The sequence below is a fragment of the Mucilaginibacter gossypiicola genome (genome assembly GCF_900110105.1).
Classification (GTDB): Bacteria; Bacteroidota; Bacteroidia; order Sphingobacteriales; family Sphingobacteriaceae; genus Mucilaginibacter; species Mucilaginibacter gossypiicola.
This window is the reverse complement of sequence record NZ_FOCL01000007.1, coordinates 343,225-363,278: the sequence shown is the minus strand read 5'-3', so window position 1 is coordinate 363,278 and position 20,054 is coordinate 343,225. Positions and strand designations below refer to the sequence as shown.

Annotated in this window: 10 protein-coding genes; 1 reads left to right on the top strand and 9 read right to left on the bottom strand. The window is 44.1% G+C overall.

What is annotated here, in order from left to right; all coding sequences use genetic code 11:
* Positions 1–273 precede the first annotated feature (273 nt).
* The 5 genes from BMX50_RS23140 to BMX50_RS23120 all read right to left on the bottom strand — a co-directional run bounded on the left by BMX50_RS23140 (position 274) and on the right by BMX50_RS23120 (position 10,070).
* Complete coding sequence (locus BMX50_RS23140) at positions 274–2,769, bottom strand: glycoside hydrolase family 95 protein (RefSeq protein WP_091214733.1); 2,496 nt, start codon at positions 2,767–2,769, stop codon at positions 274–276.
* Positions 2,770–2,855: 86 nt separating this feature from the next.
* Entirely contained in the window at positions 2,856–4,769 is a 1,914-nt protein-coding gene (locus tag BMX50_RS23135; RefSeq protein ID WP_091214730.1) for an endo-1,4-beta-xylanase, read from the bottom strand.
* A gap of 13 nt (positions 4,770–4,782) precedes the next feature.
* Positions 4,783–6,753 carry an alpha/beta hydrolase-fold protein gene (locus tag BMX50_RS23130; protein WP_091214725.1) on the bottom strand — a complete coding sequence of 657 codons (1,971 nt, stop codon included), beginning with the start codon at positions 6,751–6,753 and terminating at the stop codon, positions 4,783–4,785.
* A gap of 23 nt (positions 6,754–6,776) precedes the next feature.
* Positions 6,777–8,051, bottom strand: a complete 1,275-nt coding sequence (locus tag BMX50_RS23125; protein ID WP_091214721.1) for a family 8 glycosyl hydrolase — start codon at positions 8,049–8,051, stop codon at positions 6,777–6,779.
* 57 nt (positions 8,052–8,108) lie between these two features.
* Entirely contained in the window at positions 8,109–10,070 is a 1,962-nt protein-coding gene (locus tag BMX50_RS23120) for a family 43 glycosylhydrolase (protein WP_091214717.1), read from the bottom strand.
* Between the two features lie 329 nt (positions 10,071–10,399).
* Between BMX50_RS23120 and BMX50_RS23115 the strand changes: the two genes are divergently transcribed.
* A complete protein-coding gene (locus BMX50_RS23115) occupies positions 10,400–14,530 on the top strand; it encodes a hybrid sensor histidine kinase/response regulator transcription factor (protein WP_091214714.1) in 4,131 nt (1,376 codons plus the stop codon).
* Between the two features lie 73 nt (positions 14,531–14,603).
* On the opposite strand, the gene BMX50_RS23110 is transcribed toward BMX50_RS23115, so the two are convergent.
* From BMX50_RS23110 to BMX50_RS23095, 4 genes are all read right to left on the bottom strand, one after another.
* On the bottom strand, positions 14,604–15,956 hold the full coding sequence (locus tag BMX50_RS23110; RefSeq protein ID WP_208864776.1) for a family 43 glycosylhydrolase: 1,353 nt from the start codon (positions 15,954–15,956) through the stop codon (positions 14,604–14,606).
* A gap of 138 nt (positions 15,957–16,094) precedes the next feature.
* Positions 16,095–17,684 carry a glycoside hydrolase family 43 protein gene (locus BMX50_RS23105; RefSeq protein WP_244281084.1) on the bottom strand — a complete coding sequence of 530 codons (1,590 nt, stop codon included), beginning with the start codon at positions 17,682–17,684 and terminating at the stop codon, positions 16,095–16,097.
* 112 nt (positions 17,685–17,796) lie between these two features.
* Positions 17,797–19,239 (bottom strand): family 43 glycosylhydrolase, encoded by a 1,443-nt coding sequence (locus BMX50_RS23100; protein ID WP_091214705.1) that lies wholly within the window; start codon positions 19,237–19,239, stop codon positions 17,797–17,799.
* A gap of 30 nt (positions 19,240–19,269) precedes the next feature.
* Positions 19,270–20,001, bottom strand: coding sequence for a hypothetical protein (locus BMX50_RS23095; protein ID WP_208864775.1), 732 nt, complete (start codon positions 19,999–20,001; stop codon positions 19,270–19,272).
* Positions 20,002–20,054 lie beyond the last annotated feature (53 nt).

Sequence of the window (20,054 nt, the reverse complement as noted above, 5' to 3'; positions counted from 1 at the left end):
GTTTACATGAACTTAGTAAACAATAACCTATAGCAAAATAGCCCGCAGCTTTTGCAAATCGTGATAACATGACATTCTCGTTTTTTAAATTGGTTCGGATTTGTTTTAACCCCGCAATGGTTTACAAATTGTAATAGCAAATCCTCCGCGAAAAAACGAACAGGAACTTATATCAACATACAGGGTTTAAAACAATTATTAAATATAAATAGCGATGACGGCTTCAAACACAACGTTTGTTTATATTGATATAACATCTGTACAATATCGGCGCTAATTAACTTCATTGATAATGGTATAGGTTTTACCCGGACTGGTAGCCATATCATATAACCAGGTTTTAGCTAAACCTGGGTTAAGAATATCTCCGCCATTTTTAACTATCGGTGTTTTCAGATCCATTGTCTGGTAAAAGCGGTTTTTATTTTTACCATTTGCTGCTGTTAACAGTTTGCTGATAATTTGCTGATTGATCCGTAAACGGCAGTTTCCGCCAAGGGATGAATGGATCACTAATTTACTGATTTTATGATTGGTCCATTTGATATCAACCTTAAAACCGCCTCTTGCCATTAAGCCGGAAACACTGCCGTTCTTCCAGTCACCTGGCAATGCAGGCAGCAGGTAAATAGCGCCGTCATGGCTTTGCATCAGCATTTCGGCTATGCCCGATGTGCATCCAAAATTACCGTCAATTTGAAAAGGTGGGTGCGCATCGAATAAATTGGGATAAGTTCCGCCGGAGTTACTGCTTACAGGCTTTATTTGATCCTTAATAAGCTTATAGGCATGATTGCCGTTCAGCAAACGTGCCCAAAGATTAATTTTCCAGGCCATGGACCATCCTGTTGATACGTCACCACGATACTGAAGCGAATTTTTTGCTGCTGCAAAAAGCTGCGGTTGTGTAAAGGGAGAAATCTGGTTGCCCGGAAACAGGCCGTACAAATGAGAAACATGGCGATGCTGATCGTCGGTACGGTCAAAATCTTCCAGCCACTCCTGTAATTGCCCATATTTACCAATTTGCATTGGCGGGAGTTTACTACGGTAAGCGGCCAGGCTATCGGCAAATGTTTTATCCATATTCAGTTCGGCTGCGGCGTTGATGGCATCGGTAAACAGGCCGTAAACTAACTGATTATCCATGGTAGCACCCGCAGTAACAGAAACCTGGTTTTTTCCGCCGATATACTCATGTTCGGGCGAAATTGAAGGCGATACAACCAGCCAGCCATGTTCAGGTTCTTTTTGCAGGGCATCGATATAGTATTGAGCCGCGCCTTTGATAATAGGGTAATACTGCTTTAAAAACTGCTTATCGCCCGAGTATAAGTAATGCTCCCACAGGTGCTGGCAAAGCCACGCGTTTGAAGTGGGCCACAACCCCCAAAAAGCGCCATCGACAATACCGGTTATCCGCCAGATGTCCGTATTGTGATGTAACATCCATCCACGTGCCCCGTACATTATTTTAGCGGTTGGCCTGCCGGTAACAGACAAATCTTTGATCATGTTAAAAAGAGGCGTGCTTAGTTCCGGCAACCCGGTTACTTCGCTCGGCCAATAATTCATTTCGGTGTTGATGTTGATAGTGTACTTACTATCCCATGGGCCTTTCAATTCTCCATTCCAGATTCCCTGTAAGTTGGCAGGCTGCGACGTTGGTTGCGATGAACAAATCAATAAATAACGACCGTATTGAAAATACAATTCGGCTAACTGAGTGTCATTGTTGGTAGCGAAATTTTGGATACGCAGATCTGTGGGCTGCTTTACAGCACTATCAATACCGAGATCGATTTTTACCCTATCGAAATAAGCGCGGTAATCCCTGATGTTTTCGTTTAACAACTCATCGAAACTGTGTTTATAGGCCTCTTTTAAAATACCATTTGCCCGGGATATTGAACTGCCGGAAACATCGTGATAATTTACAAAGTTGGTAGCGATAGCAAGATAAATTACAGCCGTATCGGCTTTTGCGATGGTAATACCTGAAGTATCTACTGTATTCGTACCTCCGGTGCTTTTAACTTTGGTAAGCACACTAAATTCTATTTTTCCTTTTTGATTTTCGTGGTCGCTGCCACGTCCCGATAAAACCAGGGCTTTTTCGTCATTTACACCAACCGAGGTTTTGAGCGGACTTTGAAGCTTTAGGCTACAACTGATCATCCCAGGCTTATCGCTTGTCAATCGCACCATCAAAACATTTTTGGCGAATGATGTAAAAAACTCCCTTTTATAATTAATTCCGTTTGATGTGTACTTAACCGTAGCCGTAGCGTTGGCTATATTCAGATCACGATAATAGTTGCTCACGTTATCTACCCCCGGAAAGCTGATGTATAAATTACCGGCAAGCTGATAGGGCATGCCGCTATTGCCTTTAGGGCCAAGTTTGCTGTTAGCTATTGCCTGCGCCTCGGCATACTTTTTTTCGGACAACAATTGTCTTACCTGGTTAATGTATGGCCTCGCGCCCGAATCGATGGTGTTATTAGGGCCTCCTGCCCATATAGTTGATTCGTTAAGCTGAACGCGTTCATTTATTACATCACCAAACACCATGCCCCCTATAAAACCATTGCCAAGCGGTAAGGCCTCATTCCAGTTTTTGGCTGCTTGCTTATACCATAACTTGTATCGGCCATCATGATAAGGCACATCCGATTTTTTTTTCGTATAACTTTTTTGTTGAGCCTGCACTGATGAAAACACCAACAACACTGCAATGAAAGCGCTTACTTTTAATAATCTGGTCATTTAGCTCTGGTTAGTATGTTTAGCTTTTCTATTTTTTTTGTGTGGAGATACCCGCCCACAGATCACCTCATTCAAAACAATGCAACTTAAAAGTTTACTACATACCAGTAGGCTTTTTTGCGCTGCCTGTTTTCATCAAACAATAAAGGATAAGCTTTTTTAATTACGCGCGGAGTATTAGCGCCCGCGGCGGCCCCTCCCATTAAGCCTCCTCCCCTACCGTCAAGCCAGCTGTATTTGTCAGATACATTCCAGAAGGTAACGTTGGTTATGAACTGTTTGTACTCTCTGAAAATATCAAAAGCCATTTTATATTGCGCAACCTGTTTGGCCTCCAGTTCGGGGGTATAGCCTATGTCAGGAACCGGCGTTGACGCCGGTGTTGTTCCGTTTGCCGGCGGTGGCTGTGGCAGGCGTACGGTGATATCCAGCTCGGTAAACTGCACCTTTAAACCTAATGAGATTACCTCATCCAAAGCTTTACGCAAATCTTCGGGCGATGGGTCGTTCAGTTTCCAATGCGCTTGCATGCCTACCCCGTCAATAGGTACATGGTCCTCAACCAATTTTTTTAACAGCTTAAAAATCTTTTCTCTTTTTACCGGGTGTTCGCTGTTATAATCATTGTAGTATAGCTTAGCATTGGGGTCGGCTTCATGGGCATATCTAAAGGCTGCTTCAATAAAATCGGGCCCATTACACACGTTGTACCAATTGCTTTTACGATAAATCTGCGTGGTATCATTACTATCATCAACGGCCTCATTCACCACATCCCAGGCGTAAATTTTACCTTTGTATCGCCCGGCAACAGCAAAAATATGCTCCTTTAAACGCTGCAACAGCAATTGTTTGGTAACGGGCTTTCCGTCGGCGTCTTTAAACATCCATGTTGCTTCCTGGTTATGCCAGCATAGGTTGTGCCCGCGTATTTTAATATGATGGCTTACCGCGAAATTAACGATACTGTCGGCATTTCCCCAGTTGTATACATTTTCGGCCGGATGGATCGGTCCCATTTTCATGTCATTTTCTGGTGTTATGCTGTTAAACTCCTTAACAATTAGTGCCGAATCGGCACCATGCAACGAAGCCATGTTTACGGCCACACCAATGGGGAAATAGTTTTTATAATAGTCTTTTAAGCCTTTTTCCGTGTTATCTTTCACCTTGTAACCCAATATGGAAAGCATTGTTTCACCATATCGTTTACCTAATAGCCTGTAACCTTCGGCAGTAAAGTGCAGATGATCGGGCGATGCGGGGCATCCTTTTGATGATATGACGTACGAGTTGGGAACCGTTTCAGGCAGCATTGCTATAATTTTATTCATCACGGCGCAGGCTCCGTTTTGATCCGCATTTACCAGTTCTCCTGCAAGTAAAGGCACTTTTTTAGATTTCAGGTTTAAATCCTTCATCAGGTTGTCGTAAATGCCTTTAACCTTTTTTGTCCATAACGTATCGTTTGTGTTTGATTCGCCCTGGTGTAATAAAACCCCTTTTATCACGCCGGATTTTTGTGCCAACCGGGCCAGCTCCACCAACCGCGCATAAGGATTTCCGCCGTATTCGGCAGCTATGTTTTTCATCCAGCCGGGGGCCGTTGCAAGGTAAGCCTGGTAACTCTCCTTTTCAAAAACCTCTATTTTGGCGCCTGCTACGGATACATTGATGATGCCTATTTTTATTTTAGGAGGAAGATTGGCTACCAGGGTACGGCCAAAATAATCTGCCGGGGTTAAACCTGTACCACATCGGGCTAAGGGAGGTATAGCGGTATACCAATTATCTTTCATCCTGCCACTATCAGCACAGTCAACCGCCTGCAAAACCCTCAGCCTGCTATCCACCCCTATAGTGTCGCGGGCTTCAATTTTAGCATTACCCTCCATGTTTGATTGGCCGAAGCAGATAAATATGTAGAAATTCTTATCCTGCGAAAAGCCCTTCATGTTCAGCAAAACGAGGCATGCAAGCGCTACGATCTTTAATTTCATTTTTATAGATATTTCAATTTTTAAAGATCAGGCCGGCAAACTGTTTCAACGAGCGCCTCCATGTTTGCCACTCATGCGCGGTGCCCGGCGATTGATAGTACACGTGTTTAATACCAGCCTTTTCAAGTGCCTGATGAAGGCCGTTTACTGTGGTTTGCATACGTTCAGGTTCGGTAGTTCCGATACTTAAGTAGAGCACTTTAACCTTTTGGTTAAAAGCAATGGCATCGGCAAATACGCCATTGTACATTTTAGTTATTTCTGTACCCGGCTGCATGAAAGCTGCCCCGCTGAAACCGCCTATGTAAGCAAATTTATCAAGGTTGGTCATAGTAGTTTGAAAGGTTTGAAACCCGCCCATCGAAAGTCCGGCCATAGCCCGTTGATCTCGGTTGGCCAATGTTCTGAATTTCGTGTCAACCATGGGGATGATCTCTTTCACCAACACGTCCGGAAAAACATTCCCGGCCATTGGTCCGCCGGCGTTGTTAGTTACGGGCTGGGTTGGATCTGTGGCATATCCTCTGTCCATAACAACTATCATGGGGGTGGCCTGTTTAGCAGCGATAAGGTTATCTAATATAAAATTCATTTTCCCCTGCGTAGGCCAGCCGGTTTCATCCTCACCCGATCCATGTTGCAGGTAAAGCACCGGGTACCTTTTATCGGCTTGCGTGTCATAGCCGGGAGGCGTGTATACATTTGCGTGCCTCCAGGCTTTGGTAATATTTGAATAGTAGTTTACCGAACGCACCTCGCCATGCGGCACATCTTTTACCGCATAAAAATCACCCTCGCGGTCAGGGATATCAATGCCGCTTGCCATTCGTCCCATCCCGTAAAATGCCTGGCTTGATGGATCGACAACCGCTACATCGTCTATAAGCAGCGAATAATAATGAAAGCCCAATGCAATAGGATCTGTAGTCACTGTCCAGTATCCCCCGGTATCCTTTGTCATCGGGTATTTTTTCATCAAATCAATTTGAACACTTTCCGCTTTCGGGGCTTTCACGCGAAAAAAAACCGTATTGTCCGGAAAGATCTGCGGGTACTTTACACCAGGAATATTAGTTGAAGCTGGCACCCCTGTTTCACTATAAGCATATCGCCCTAACGTTGAGGGATTTACCGGTTTAAAAAGCATTTGCGAAAACATATACAGGCCGTTTTTCCAAACCTTAAAATTGTGGACACCCGGTTCAATATAGTATACGTGCGGAACGTTTTTTTCCGTCAGATAATCATGAGTTCGTTTGCTGAAGGTAATCAGACCGTCGCTTGACCCGCAAGAGATCCAAAGTAATTTCAGCTTGCTTTTTACAGCCTCCGGATCGGGAACCAGCTCTTCGGGCTTTTTAGTATTTGGCGCTGCCGAAAAAGCCCCCACCCACGAAAACACATTAAGGTTTCCTAAACCGAAATTTAATGATTGCCCCCCTCCCATAGAAAGACCTGCAACTGCCCTGTGGTCTTTATCGGTGTATACATGGTATTTACTATTGATAAAAGGGATAAGATCGTTTAAAAGATCTTTTTCAAAAACGGCGAAACCCTGCACCTTATCAGCAGCCATGATATTCCCGGTTGGCCGGTCGTCTTTTAATGCCCTGCCATTAGGCATCACTACTATCATGGGTACAATTTTCCCTTGCGCGTAAAGGTTATCCAATATAACCTGCGGGCTACCGCCATTGTACCACTCTTTTTCATCGCCGCCGATGCCGTGCAACAGGTACAGCACCGGGTACTTTTTACTTTTAGTGTAGCCCGGCGGTGTGTAAATGAGTGCACGGCGGGTACTACCCACCGTTTTTGATTCATAACTTATAGTGTCAATGACGCCATGCGGAATATCCGCCCGAAATTCATCAAAGCCCACCCGGGCCTGGGTTACCGGTTGTTGCGAATAAGCGGGTATGTTAAGTACGATAATGACGCATACTGCAAACCAAAACCGCTTAATAAATTTTAATGTATTCATTATCAATATCCTAACTTGAAAAATCAATTAACTTGTGGTTTTATTAACTGGTACTGGCCGCTGAGGTGCATCAGGCTGAACAAATATAACAACCCATCATAATATGGATCGAAATATCCATCTGCATAGGGTTCAAGTTTAGCGCTCCAGAGCGGACGTACGAAATCAAGCTTGGTGTTATCGCCGATCATAAGCGAAGCAGCGGCGGCGGTTGATACCAGGCCTAATGAATGCCTTAATTTTGTTACACCTCCGGCAGGCAGAATAAAATCGGGCTTGGTTCCATCCAGGTTAAACTGATCCTGAAAATCATTTATCCCTTTTGATTGTAAAAAATTTTGAATGCGCGTGGCATAATCCCGCTGCCAGTTTTTGTCTTTTCCAAACCACACGTAATCCATAGCGATATTCATCGGCACCCGCCATGAATCGAAACGAAAGGCTGGTTTCATCTTGCCCCAGCCAAAGGGCTTGCCGCTGAAATAACTATTGTCCGGGTTGAGGCCTGTTACCGGATCGCAGGCCCGGCGTAAAAACGCCCGCGCGGTATCGGCACAATCACGGTAAAACTGCTCATGGCCATCCTTAGCGTAAAGCGCCCAAACCTCATAAAAGGCCGGCAAATGATAAGACGGATCGGTCCATTCGGCGCCTCTGCCTTCGGGTACAAAGGCAATTTGTTTTGCTTTTAAGTTGATAAACGGATGGATATTCCCGGTGCCATCTTTTTTCCACATGGCATCCAAAATACGCCTGGCTTCGGCGTAATAGTTAATACCTGTATTATTACCCCACCTGTTGGCAGCAAACAGCAAATCAGTAACATAGTATAATTCGCCATCAGATGCGGAACCTTCCGAATTATGCTTCATAGTTTTGGGGTCGATACTCCATGCAAAATATCCTTCACTTGGCCCATCCTGGTGTTGCAGGTACTTTTTTGACCACCGCCAAATCCGGTCGAAGACATCCTTTTTGTTAAGCTGTACCGCAATCATCATCCCATACGAAAGGCCTTCGGTACGGGCATCGTGATTTTTCACATCAGACACGTAGGCCATCGAATCGCCAACCTCAAAGTAAACCTTATTGGGGCCTTCAAAAACATCATAATAAGCTTTGGCTACTTTGGCGTTGATATCGCTTTTACTATAACCCGCTTCTTTAAAAAGGTTAGGATAGACCCCGGAAGCGAAAGCCCCTTTAACCGACGATTTTTTCAAAGTTTTTTTATTTTGGCCAATCGCCAAAGCCGGCAGCAAAGCAGTTATTACGTACAATAGCAGTATTTTTTTCATATTCGGGTTGTGGTTTATTATTAATTTTATTTGATTGGTTAATAACTCAAGGCGCCCCTATTTACTGGCAAACCTTATGCTTTTGATAAAAATGCTCTGCGGGTTACCTGCCGGATATCGCACAAAAACATCATGCTGCCCTGTAACATTTTTAAGTTGCTTGCTGAATGTTTTATAATTGTAGGCACCCGTAGTATTTACCGGTATGGTAGCAATCAGTTTACCATCCCGGAGATCATCGAGCCAGATTTGCAGCACACCTTTGCTTTTTGAAGAGGCGACTATCTGTACAGCAGACGGCGAATGCGCCCCAATTTCAACACCCGAAATCATAAACCATCCACCATATTTGGATGTATTGGTTACCGTTTTCAACTTGCCCGCTTGTGCAGCTGTCATTCCGTAATAGTTACTGTAACCCGCGGCGGGTAATGAAGACGCCCCGTCCTTGCAAATAAAACAATCAAAGTCGGCAGGCTTGCCCTCTGCAAATAAGCCCACGCTTGTGCCCACCCACGAATTAAAATTTGGCTGGGCCTTGTCAAGATTCGCCGCGTTAATCGGCCTGCCTAATGATAACCAGGTTTTACCATCGCCGCTGTAATAACCGCTTAGCTCGTGCCCGTATCTTTCCAGTTTCAGCCAAACCACGTTTCCAATGGTGTTAGGCGCGACCCTGGTAGCAGTATCCATGCTGAAAAAGATTTTTTTTCCGTTTCGGTAACCACTGTAAAGTTTTACCACTATCGCCTGGTTGCCGTTGGTGAGGTAAATGCCTGCTTTGGCTCGTTCATCTGTGGCGAGCAAGTCTACCTTCGTAACTGCCGAGTAATAGTGATCTGTTTCTTTTTGAACAAGGTGCGTACGGGTAGAATCGGGTGTAAGCCTGATCCATCCTTTCCGGTTGGTAAGTGAATATGAAGCTGAAGCTTTTTTGGTAAGGAAATGCCAGCTCAAACTTAATTCTTTCCCATCAAAATAATCCGTTCTCACGCTCCTCCATGAAATCTCCCCCCGTTGCAGGTTGGGTTTTGGGATAGGCAAAGAGGTTGGAGCCATCCCCCATGGCCTGTCGCCCTCCCAGATCACAGGATAAAGGGAAGTTTGACGCCCGGTACCCGACCAATCATCGCCTTCGTACTTCTCATAGCTTTGTCCTATTGTCCACCAGGTGCCATCGGCTAACTGAAGGGGTGCCGAAATATGGTTAGGTCTGCGGAAACCTGCTTTATTATCAGTAATGGGCTTAAAAAAATCACCTAACCTTTCCCATTTCGTCGAATCGCCGGTTAACTCAGTTCCTCTTAAAACATACTGTCCGCCGGATACATCCCCGGCCGGGAAGTAATAATAATAGCCATTACGTTTACACATTACCGGGCCTTCGGCCCAACTGTACTGTAACCTGGCGTTTACCCAATCAAGATTGATAACATGATCTGTAAGCTGCCCGTCTTTACCAAGAGCTTGCAAGCGGTTAACTTTCTGGCCGTTTTTGATCACCATGTACGGTTTGCCATCGTCATCCACAAAAACTGAATTGTCATAACCAAGATTGCCTGTTTCGGGATTAGTTTTCACCTGCACAGGTGCCGACCATGGCCCTTTAGGAGAACCGGCCTTACAAAACCATTGCCCTCCGGCCGAAAAATAGATCCAGTAAGAACCATAAAAATAAGTTATCGCCCCCTGCCAAATGCCAGCCGACGGCTTGTCGGCAACCCAGCCGGCTTTTGATGATGGCAGTACCCGGCTGATCACTTCCCAATGAACCAGATCTTTTGAGTGATAAACCGGCAAATAGGGATTAAAATGAAAGGACGATCCGCAGTAATAAAAATCATCTCCTACTTTAAGGAGCGTAGGGTCGGGATGGTCGCCGGGTAATACGGGATTTACATAAGTATTAACGGTTTGATAGAACGAAGATGAATCGGGCATTTTTGCCTGGGCATTTACAAACAGACATCTGAGTGCAAATACGGCTATAAAACCCGTAAGCCGGATAGATTGGTGCATATATGTATTAGGTATTGGCTTTCAAAAGTATCTTGAAAAGAAAATTTTGTATGACACAAATGTTGAAGAAACTAACACTTTGGTTAAATAAATCGCTTTGAGAAGTACAAACAGGCTGATCGGCAAACAAAAAAATGCCAAATAACGAGATTATAATTTTTTCACGCAATCGATTGTTTTTTATTGATCTATAGTTTAGATTTACGTTGTTCGATTTTTAGTAATCCTCGAAGTCGCACCGTTATAAACCACAAAATTTCTGAAATATTTAATCGGTATGTTCATCAGTCCATAAAAGATGTGCGTACGATTTAAAAATGGCTTGAGCTATGTTAAATCTATCACTTAAACAAACTATGGTTGACCGGTTATTCTTAATTGTAGTAACCATAGCCAGCATCACAATGCAATGCCAGGGGCAGACTATACGATTTACGGTAATTACATCGCACGATGGCTTGTTATCAAATACAGTTAACGCGATAACGAAAGATCGTTACGGTTTTTTATGGTTTGCAACCGCCGATGGGCTTGACAGGTTTGACGGTACGGAACATAAGCCTTACCGATTTGACCCGGCAGACAAATCGGGCTTCAGATCAAAAGAAGTTACCTGTATGTATGAGGATGAGGCCGGTGGGTTTTGGGTTGGTACACTGGGTGGCGGATTGTATCTTTTTGATCGTGCCCATGATCAATTTCGCCCTTTTAAGGGAAGTACGGCAAATAATCACCCGGCAAAAAGTTACATCAAATCTATTTATGGCGATGGGCATAGCAAGCTTTGGATAGGTACAACGGACGGAATCTGGGTACTTGACCCCAAAACAAAAAAGGAAAAGTTTTATCAGCCGGGTAAACTCAAAGCCGGGTTGATCTCTTCAGGGATTATATTATCAATTTTTAGGGATAGCCAACAGCGCATGTGGATCGGTACCGATAAAGGTCTGTACCTTTACAATGAAAAATCGGATAGTTTCATCGCTTTCCGGCATGATAACAACAACGCCTCGGGTATCCCGAATGATGGAATTAATACCATAGCCGAATGCCAGCACAGGCTTTGGATAGGTACCAATGATGGACTGAGTGTTTTATCGCCCGATTTAAAAAGTTTTGAAACACTCAAATATAGTCCCGAAAACGACAGCAGCCTTAGCGGCAACCTTATTTACAGTATAGCCGCCAGCGGCGATAAAATTTGGGTGGGTACCGAAGGAGGTTTGAATATTTTAGATCCCTTATCTGGAAAGGTGAAGCGCTACAATCATGATGATAAGGACAAGTTTAGCGTAAGCAGCAAATCTATCCGCTGCATATATAATGATAGTGAAGGCATTTATTGGCTTGGAACCTACCAGGGCGGTGTAGATAAGTATGACAAAAACCTTACCCTGTTTAATTCAAAACAAAATAACCCTTATGACCCTGCAGGACTAAGCGCGCCTTTTGTTTCGTCATTTGCAGAAAACAAAGAGGGAGATTTATTTGTGGGGACAGATGGCGGCGGCCTTAACCTGTTTCATACCAAAAGCGGTTTATTCAGCCATATCGCCATCAAAGCTAAAGCAAAAAGCAACTCGGCCGGGCTACCGATATTAACCATGATGCTTGACCGGAGAGAGCAGCTTTGGATTGGAACTTTCCAGGACGGTTTATTTATCTACAACACCCAAACAGGTAATTATCAACAGTTAACTGCCGGTACAGACATCAACCATATAAACCATAATGAAATTTTCAGCATAAAGGAAAGCAGGGATGGCAAAATATGGATTGGTACCAATGGCGGCGGCGTTAATGTGTTTGACCCAAAAACAGGAACCTTTTTTAAATATACATCAGCCCAGGCTAATGGCGGGGAAAGAAAGCTGCCTGTTAATGGTTATATCAGGGCTATTGAAGAAGACCGTGAAGGCAACATTTGGATTGGTACCTATGGCAGCGGAATAGCGGTATTGACCCCCGCAACGCAAAAATTCAGGGTATATAACAACCTGACCACCGGCATGGCAATTGACCGCGCATTTTCACTGTTAGAAGACCAAAACGGCAATATGTGGATTGGTACCGCCGGCGATGGCTTATTTTGCTTTAATCAAAAAACGAAAAAAGTTGTCAGCTATTCGGCTCCCGAAGAACTGCCAGACGGGGTAGTACATAAACTGCTGGAAGACAACAGCGGCAATATCTGGTTAAGTACCGATAAGGGGATTTGTACGTTTAACACAACGCTAAAAAAGTTCACGCATTATTCGGCATGCAATGGTCTGCAAAACAACGCCTTTATTGATGGATCCGGCATCCGTACAACTAAAGGCCTGCTTTTTTTTGGTGGGGATAAGGGTTTTAATTATATCGATCCGCAGCAGGAGGTGCAGCGCAACAACAACGTGCCGCCCGTATTTTTCACCTCCTTAAAAGTAAATAACAGCACCGTATTATCCGGCAATAAATCGCCTCTCAAAGAAGATATCTCTGTAGCTAAGCAAATTGATTTGGATTATAAACAAAACTTTTCAATCAGTTATTCGGCAATTAATTTTACCATTCCGCAGCGAAACCAATATGCATACATCCTTAAACCGTTTAATAAAAACTGGAATTATGTGGGTTCGGCTACAACGGCTTATTATACTAATTTAGATCCTGGCGAATACACTTTTATGGTGCGCGCCTGTAATAATGATGGCGTATGGAACAACGTGGGAACGCAGATCCGCATCGTGATCCATCCCCCGATATGGATGACATGGTATGCCTACCTCTTATACGCGATAACCGCTTTAGCCGCACTCCTGTTTATCAGGCACAGAGGGATCAAAAAATTAAAAGGCAAACTGGCGTTAGAGCACGAACGAAGGGAGGCAGAACGGCTACATGAGCTTGATTTGTTAAAAATTAAATTTATTACCAACCTAAGCCATGAATTCCGTACACCAATTTCGCTGATCATGGCACCGGCAGATAAACTGTTGGCCACGCATAAAGATGAGCAGACAACAGGCCAGCTGGCAGTAATCCGGCGAAACGCACGAAGACTTTTAAATTTAGTAAACCAGCTTTTAGATTTCCGAAAATTGGAAGAGCAGGAATTAAAGCTCAACCTGGGTGAAGGTGAAATAAATTCGTTTATAAGCGACGTTGTGGATTCTTTTCACGACCTGTCGGAATCAAAAAACATCACCCTTGATTTTAAAGCTCCGGAAGATAAATTATTTGTACGCTTTGATCATGATAAAGTGGAGCGTATTTTGTTTAATCTACTCTCTAACGCCTTCAAATTTACATTACCTGGCGGGACGGTTTCTGTTCATATTACCCAGCATCCCATATCTCAAACAGATAAAACAATGCTGGAATTTAAAATAAGTGACACTGGCATTGGCATTGACCCTCATAGAAAACATTTGATATTTAAGCGGTTTTACCAGGCAGAAAATACCGATATAGAAAACATAAAACCCGGAAGTGGAATTGGCCTGTCTATTACAAAAGAGTTTGTTGAAATGCACGGTGGCAGCATTACCGTTGAAAGTAAATTAGGAAATGGTTCGGATTTTAGCGTATTGCTTCCGCTTGAGGTATTTGCTGCTAAGCCGGTAGAGATTGAGTTGCCGGTAAACACAGATGTAAAAGAAAAAGATCAACGCATAAAAAGAAATAATGCCCAGGCCCTTACTGATAGGCCAGTGCTGCTTATTGTGGAAGATAACGACGAATTTCGTTATTACATTAAAGATAATTTGTTGGCGCAGTATAAAGTTGTTGAGGCTGCCAACGGTACCGAGGGATGGGATAAGGCGCTATCATGTCATCCGGATTTGATTATCAGTGATGTAACCATGCCATTTATGAACGGTATCACGCTAAGCAGGAAAATAAAAGCGGACAAACGTACGAGTCACATCCCGTTTATAATGCTTACCGCCTGCACCGGCGAAGAAGAGCAGCTGCGGGGGTTGGAATCCGGAGCAAATGACTACCTCACCAAACCCTTTAATTTTGATATCTTAAATATCAAAATTAAAAATTTACTGCAACTCAACACCCAGCTTAAAAACACCTATAAAAAGCAATTAACGGTGGTGCATCCCGATATAGAAGTAGAATCGAGCGGAGAAAAGTTTTTAAATAGGGTGATCAATTATATTGACGGCAACCTGAATAATCCAAAATTTTCTGTTGTGGACCTTAGCGAACATTTGTCGATGAGCAGGGGTGCCCTCTACACAAAAATATTCGACCTTACTGGCCTCCCCCCTGTCGAATTTATCCGTTCCTATAAACTTGACCGTGCCGCGATATTGCTTCTTAAAAGCGATTTAACAGTTACGCAAATAGCCTATGAAGCAGGATTTGCTACCCCGCATTATTTTTCAAGATCGTTTAAGGAGAAGTTTAATATGCTGCCGTCTGACTACCGGAAGATGGAGAACAACAAGGTAATGGCCTTGTAATTGAAAAAAGCTCAATGTTTAAATGTCGGGACAAATAATTGTGTCCCGACGGCAATTTTTTTTATCTGAATACTTATTTAAAGCTTATCCAGTCAACATTAACAAGCGCGTCGCCTTCTGATTGTATTGTAAGGTTTTTAATGCCTGCAGGCAGTGATAAGCCTGATTTTGTAACGATGTGCCAATCATTTCCTTTCGGAATAATTAATTTTGCTATAACCTTACCCGGTTTATCGTTGGTACTATCGGTACTGATTAATAAAGTTCCTCCTGTTGCCGAACATGCATTTACATAAACGGTTCCCGCTGTTTTCTTTACAAAAAACACACTGTTATATTTTACCCAGGCCATGGCTTTACTGAAAGTGGTTTTCCAGCCCTTAAATTTATTTAGCGTATCAAGAAACGTTACCGCCACCCCATCCGCACTTGTAGCACTAAACCTGTCTACCTGTATTTTTGCAGATGAGGCGGTTACACCAACACCACGTAAGGTAGGTATAACTTTGCGAATGGTGCCATCTTCATTAAAAAACAAACTATCGGCCCTCACCGACCTGTTTTTATCAAAGCTTGGTGATAAATCGTCATTATGATAAAACAGGTACCATTGATCTTTAAATTTGATGATAGATTGATGGTTTGTCCAGCAGCCCGAGGCAGATTCATCCATCAATACGCCTGCATATTTAAAAGGGCCCAGCGGGCTGGCCGACATTGCGTATTCAAGCCGCTCTGTTTTATTGGCAACATGCGGATACGTCATATAGTAAATACCTTTCCGTTCAAACAAGTATGGCCCTTCTTTTAAACCTTTATCAGGGAAACCTTCCAGTTTTACCGGCTCTGAGTCAAGTTCTGTCATGTTGGCCTTAAGCTTAGCGCCATACAGGTTTCCCTGCGCCCAATAAATATAGGCCTGTCCGTCTTTGTCAATTTGTACATTGGGATCGATACCATGGATCCCTGCAATGGGCAAGGGTTGCGGAACGAAGGGACCATAAGGCTTATCGGCTATCGCTACTCCTACCGAGAACCCTTTGTTGGTACCGGACTTTGCTGTAGCCGGGAAATAGAAATAATATTTTCCGTTTCGCTCAATACAGTCGGGCGCCCACATGCTATACGCGGTAGAATCAGCCCAGGGCACGGTAGTTTGACTTACAATTACGCCATGATCGGTCCAATCGGTAAGGTTAGGTGATGAAAATACGTGATAATCCTGCATACAAAACCAACCCGGTTTGCCATGTCCGGGCGTTACAGGAATATCATGCGAAGGATAAAGATATACTTTACCATTAAAAACACGGGCCGATGGGTCGGCAGAAAACTGGTTCTGGATAAGCGGATTTTGCGCCATCAGGCCGTTAAACCATAATATGAAAGCCAATAGCGCCGCGCATCTCCTAAAATTCTTTATCATTTTTACTCTGTTGTTAGTTTTTTTAACCTCGTTTGGCTTGTATGCTAACTATCGTGTCAGCTCCTGGTGTTTATTTAAATAAAAGCGATGCAAAATTATAAAGGGCGTTTTTCTTTAAACAAGCGCTCCTGCCTGGTATTATTGGGCAGTTATTTTATCGCTTACCCTGAAATAATCAAAGTCGGCGTACCCTCCCGCGGTTTTTGTGGCGTAATTAAAAAGACCAAACCTGTAACCCATGAAGTGCGGAATGGTGTAAGCCATTTGAAGCGGATCTCCGATTGTTGTCCAATTATGACCGTCAAGGCTGTAGTAAAAATAAGCTTTGTCTGCCCTGTCTTTAAAATCGCAAGCTGCCTTTAAATACACCCGGTTTCGGTTTAATGGAACCCCTTCTGTTTCTATCGGTAAAGCGCCCAGTGCCTTTACCATGACAATGAATTTACTCCCGTTTTGTACCTTTACGCCTACCCATCCAAATTTTTGCTGCAACAAGGCAAGCCCGGTACGGTCACCATCTTTTAATGAGGATACATCAATTGCCGTTATGGCTGAGCACTCCGGCCCGAACGTGCGTTGGGTGAGGGTATTTTTTGATGTTAGTAAAGTTGTATCAAGCCTCCCTGTAGTTAGCCTAAGGTATCCCTTACGCTGTTTTACAGACCATAGATCATTAACCGGGTTATGATTCCATTGCCAAACCAGAGGTAACTCGCGTTCCCCGGGTTGGCGGTTAAATTCGTCGGACGAGATGATGCCCGGCATTAATGACCGGTTTGGCGCTAACGCGATAGTATCAGGCACCTGATGGTTTGTACCCAATACCGGCCAGCCGTCTTCCCACTTTACCGGCACCAGGTAAGGTACCCTTCCTACCGCCCCAAAATCGCGAAACAAATAAGCGAACCACCGGCCATCGGGCGTATTGATCAGGCCTCCCTGCGCTACACCTTTATCCTGTAACGCCAGCTTCCCTTCATACGGGCCGGTAAGATGATCTGCCCGGTGGATGATCACGCTTCGCATCCCGCCGCGCGGCCAAGAAATATTGAAGAGGTAGTATTTACCTTTTATTTTGAAGAGCTGTGAACCCTCGGCAGGTAAACCTAAATTGGGACCGGCAGGGAGGCTGGCATTTTCTATCAAAACCTGCGGTTTTGCATCGGGTTTTAATCCGGAAAGATCATCCTTCAACTGGGTTAACATGAGGCGTCCGCTTCCATAAACCATGTAAACTTTACCATCATCATCAAAAAACATAGAATGATCATGCAGGCTCGGTTTAAAGGATATGGCTTTCCAGGGACCTTTTTCAATATCCCGAGTACTATAAATATACGTTTTACCGGTATTGCCCGCAAAGGTAGACACGTAGTAAACGCCGTTATGATAACGCAGGCTGCTTGCCCATGAACCCTTTCCGTAGCTGCTTTGGCCATTATTCAGGTTTAGATCATCGGTATCATCCAAAACATCGTAGGCATAGCTAACAAGCTTCCAGTTTACCAAATCGGTTGATTTCATAATCGGCACCCCGGGACTCATGTGCATGGTTGTGCTGCTCATATAGTAAGTTTTACCTACCCTTATTATCGAAATATCGGGCACATCCGCATAAATAATAGGATTGTGAGCCGTTTGGGCCATAGACGTATGAATACCCAACCAAAAACACGCGAAAGCCCAGCCAAGGCTAATAAACATTTTACTCATGAGATATGTCTGCATTAAAAAACACGCTTAATTGCTTTACCCGCAATTAAGCGTACTTAAAATATATTTAAACAACACAAGCCCGCTTAGTTTAAAACAACAACGGTGCAAGTTTTTTGAGGCTGCCTCAATGAACCCTAAAATTCCATTTAGAGTTATCGCTATTCTTATCAAACCTGCCGAGTGCAGGTGTGCTATCTCCGGCAGAAACTAACGCCAGCTGCTCTTTCGAACCCGGCACAATCTTTGGCATAATCCTGTAAGTTCCGTCGGTCAACTGATCAATTCGCCATAGTTGTTCCGGTGCGCCGGTAAACGCGGGCACGGTTATCAGTTCGGCTGCAGCTGTTGCTGCCAGTGCGCGTTCTGTTCCGGCAATTACTATTTTGTAATAGGGCCCGCCGAGATATCCGCCTGCGTTTGGAACAGGTGAAATTGCCCATTTTTGATGCGGACGAAACATATAATCACTTATTCTTACTTTGATATCTCCGGTAGGCCAGGTTTTGATCACATCTGCAAGCTCCTGCGATGGTACTGGCTTTACCGGCTCATCATTGTTGCGATTAAAGCGCATCCCGCCGGGCATTCTTGTAAAATCAACGCCTAATTCCAGGGCATATCCCCTTCGTTCAGATTCAATTTCGTAAACCCCCTCTTTAAAGTTATCACCAGCAACCGGCCAACCATTTTTCCATAGCAAGGGGCGGATGCCTAATACGCTGTAACCACCCTGATCCAGATCGGCCTCATAGTGGCATGACATCTTTTCAACGCCGTCGCCAACTACAAACCGTCCAAAGTGTCCCGGACCGATCATCCTGTCCCCGGCCATCACTACCATTTTGCCACCTCCCTTTAACATTGGTCTGCCAATGTTATCAAGGTACGGGCCGGTTACTTTCCGGGATCGGCCAACAACAATATTATAAGTAGAGTTTGCGCCATCACAACACGTACCATGTGTTCCGAGCAGATAGTACCATCCGTCACGGTAAATTAAATCTGATGCTTCACAATCAATAGCTATATTTAAGGCTTTATTGCCTTTGATACGTTTACCCGTTTTAGGATCAAGCTCCACAAGGCGGATATACCCAAAATAGGTCCCGTAAGATAACCATAACCGGCCATCGGTTGGGTCGAGAAGCAGCCCCGGATCTATCGCGTCATTATCCTCTATACCATCAGATGAGGCAACTACTACTGCTTCAGAATATTTAAAATCCGGTGATTCAGGATCAAGCGACTTATTCCACATGGTTAGTATCTTTCCGTTGTGGCCGCCCGCCAGGCCACCGCCGGTAGCGCCGTACACAACAAGGTAGCGGTCGCCAATTTTCAGCACATCCGGAGCAGCCCCGCGGCCTGGCCGCACCGCCCCGCCTTGCCATGTCCAGCCATCTTCGGATATCAATCCGCCCCCAAATGTTCCGAATGTGAAATACTTTCCATTGGACACAGCTATGGTTGAAGGATCATGTATAAATGGCTTTCCAATCTGTGCTACCGCGTTTTCGATCAGCCATAATAAAAACAGGGTTGTAGTGCTTAGTATTTTTAATTTCATAACAAAAATTCGATGTTAAAACAGATTAGTTTATTTCAGGCTGATGGTCAGATCTTTTACCGGCGCTCCTTTTTCATCCAGCAAACGGACACAAAAATCACTAAGTCCGGGCCCGTTGATCACTGCCCCCCTTATGATATTTTTACCTTTATTAAGTGTTAATCGGGGCGATACACAATCATCCATCACCATGCGCCGGTCGCCATCAAGAACCACTGCCTGGTTACCATTCAGCCACCAGGCCGATCCTCCGTTTGAACCCACCGCCAGCCGTACATTTTTCATCTCCCGCGGACTGTTAACCACAGTTACTGCCCAAAACAATACCGCATAAGTCTGCTTTTTTAACCCATACGCAAAGCGAAACAGTTTAACATTGAAATCCGGGCTTTCCAATGCATGCCATAACAACTGCTGCCCTCCTACTTTTACGATTTCTCCATCTTTCGGTACAACTGTAAATTGATTTGGGAAATAATCTGTTTCAAATTCCTTTTTAAGATAGCTGTCTGTAAAAACAAGATTACTGCGTATTGATTTATTAACAGGCTCCAAAAGCAGCCAGCGACGAATAAATCCATCGGCATCAGGACTCATTTTTAAGGTAGTTGCCGGGATAAAGAATGGCGCGATACTTCGGTTGATATCGTTAGCGGTTATACTGTCTATCTTGGCCGGAGGGCGCTGCGCCTGTAATCTTAACCCTACCAAAATCATCAGGGTAACTATAAGCAATACTGTTCTGTATTTAATATTCATCATATATAGCTTCATTTAATTGGTTTGCGGTAAACCAAAACTATTCTTTCACAGAA

Excerpts from the sequence above, each read along its gene's own strand:
- BMX50_RS23140 (WP_091214733.1), bottom strand. The coding sequence starts at position 2,769 with ATGACCAGATTATTAAAAGTAAGCGCTTTCATTGCAGTGTTGTTGGTG.
- BMX50_RS23135 (WP_091214730.1), bottom strand. The coding sequence starts at position 4,769 with ATGAAATTAAAGATCGTAGCGCTTGCATGCCTCGTTTTGCTGAACATG.
- BMX50_RS23130 (WP_091214725.1), bottom strand. The coding sequence starts at position 6,753 with ATGAATACATTAAAATTTATTAAGCGGTTTTGGTTTGCAGTATGCGTC.
- BMX50_RS23125 (WP_091214721.1), bottom strand. The coding sequence starts at position 8,051 with ATGAAAAAAATACTGCTATTGTACGTAATAACTGCTTTGCTGCCGGCT.
- BMX50_RS23120 (WP_091214717.1), bottom strand. The coding sequence starts at position 10,070 with ATGCACCAATCTATCCGGCTTACGGGTTTTATAGCCGTATTTGCACTC.
- BMX50_RS23115 (WP_091214714.1), top strand. The coding sequence starts at position 10,400 with ATGTTAAATCTATCACTTAAACAAACTATGGTTGACCGGTTATTCTTA.
- BMX50_RS23110 (WP_208864776.1), bottom strand. The coding sequence starts at position 15,956 with ATGATAAAGAATTTTAGGAGATGCGCGGCGCTATTGGCTTTCATATTA.
- BMX50_RS23105 (WP_244281084.1), bottom strand. The coding sequence starts at position 17,684 with ATGCAGACATATCTCATGAGTAAAATGTTTATTAGCCTTGGCTGGGCT.
- BMX50_RS23100 (WP_091214705.1), bottom strand. The coding sequence starts at position 19,239 with ATGAAATTAAAAATACTAAGCACTACAACCCTGTTTTTATTATGGCTG.
- BMX50_RS23095 (WP_208864775.1), bottom strand. The coding sequence starts at position 20,001 with ATGATGAATATTAAATACAGAACAGTATTGCTTATAGTTACCCTGATG.